The organism is Synechococcus sp. H60.3 (genome assembly GCF_047462295.1).
Taxonomy (GTDB): Bacteria; Cyanobacteriota; Cyanobacteriia; order Thermostichales; family Thermostichaceae; genus Thermostichus.
The window spans coordinates 12,903-14,655 of record NZ_JANSIY010000066.1; the positions used below are offsets into that span (position 1 = coordinate 12,903).

The following is a 1,753-nucleotide window of genomic DNA, read 5'->3' on the forward strand; positions in this document are numbered from 1 at the left end:
AAAGAGAGCCTTAGGATAAAGCAGGCGCACATCCTCTACCCATTCGGGATCGAGGCGGTCAATTTTGTTAAACACCAATTGTCGCGGCCCGGTGGCCAAGGGCATGCCATCCAGCAATTTTTCCACCGCCTCGATCTGCCCTTCCCAGTTGGGGTGAGAGAGATCCACCACGTGCAGCAGGGCATCCGCCTCCGTCACCTCCTCCAGCGTGGCTCGGAAGGCCTCCACCAGTTGCTCAGGCAGCTCGGTTAAAAAGCCCACCGTGTCGGTCAACAGCACCGCCTGGTGGTGAGGTAGATCCAGCCGCCGCGTGGTGGGATCCAGGGTGGCAAAGAGTTGGTCAGCCACGTAGACCTGGGCGTGGGTGAGGGCATTCAGGAGGGTGGATTTGCCGGCGTTGGTGTAGCCCACCAGGGCCACCACGGGAATTTGGGATCCCTCCCGTCGCTGGCGCAGCCGCTGGCGGTGGCGGCGCAGCTCTTCCACTTCTTGCTGCAGCTTGCTAATGCGCCGCTGGATGGCCCGCCGCTCCATTTCCAATTGGGTTTCCCCCGGCCCCCGGGTGCCGATCCCACCCCCCAGCCGCGACATGGTGCGGCCGCGACCAGCCAGGCGCGGCAGGAGATACTGCAGTTGCGCCAGTTCCACCTGCAACTTCCCGGCCCGGCTTCTGGCCCGCTGGGCAAAGATGTCTAGGATCACCTCGCTGCGATCCACCACCCGCACCCCCAGGGCCTCTTCTAGGTTGCGCACCTGGCTGGGGGTGAGCTCGCGGTCGAACACCACCAAGTTGGCCCCCAAATCCTGCACCAGCAAGGCCAACTCCTGGACTTTACCCGAGCCAATAACTGTAGCGGAATCGGGGCCCTCCCGCCGCTGCCAAAGAGTGCGGAGCACCTGTCCGCCGGCACTTTCCACCAGGCGGCCCAGCTCTGTCAGCCTGTCCACCAGGTCTTCGCTGCTCTGCCCCGACTCCTGCAGCCCCACCAGGATGGCCCGCTCCTGCTGGGGATCCACCTGGCGGGCAGTGAATTGGCGCCGAAAGCCATCTTCTAGCTCCGCCACCAGCTCCTGCAGATCCTGTTCTGCCAGGATCCCCAGGGGCAAAGGCTCAGAAACCTGCCAACGGCGCTCTTCCTCCGGCACCAGATGGGCCAAGTAGGCGCACTTGATAAAGCCTGTGGCCGCTCCTCCGCGGCGCAGCCGTCCCTCTAAGGGGGATACCGACAGGGTAATGAGAGCGTCCAGCCGCTGCAGGGCCATGGCTGTCAGGGCTTTTTGGCTAGGCCCCCCCGCCCCCACCTGGGTGGTGATGCAGCGGATCCCAGACAGGCGCTCCGCCCCCTGGCGCGGCAGCTCCCAAGCCGGGATCTGGGTTTCAAAAGGGGATCCCAGCCCCACGCGAATTACTTGGCCGCGCCGGTTGAGGTAAACACTAATGGGCTGGCCTTCCAGATCTTGAGTGAGGGATCCCAGCCGTTGGGCAAACTCCACCGTCACCAGACAGTTGGGGGGCAGGCGCAGTTGGTAGAGGCGTTGCAGTTGCTTACGCTGGTAGGGCTTTAGCCCCTTGGCCTGGGCAAAGCTAAAACCGAGGTCATTCTGCTGGCGAGAGGTGCCAACCCTGGGCATAGGGAGAGGGAAAGACCCGAAAAGAGGCTTTCCTCTACCATATACGCTAGTAGCCAGCAGGAACTTGAGGAAAGCAGCGGCAGCAAACCCTAGACAAGGGATCCCTGGAGCAAACTTGCTT

At 63.1% G+C, this 1,753-nt stretch carries 1 protein-coding gene; it reads right to left on the reverse strand.

Annotation, left to right across the window (positions count from 1 at the left end):
* Positions 1-1,632 (reverse strand): GTPase HflX (hflX, locus tag NW841_RS08335; RefSeq protein ID WP_414386070.1); only part of this gene is annotated, 1,632 nt, incomplete at its 3' end.
* Positions 1,633-1,753: the final 121 nt, after the last annotated feature.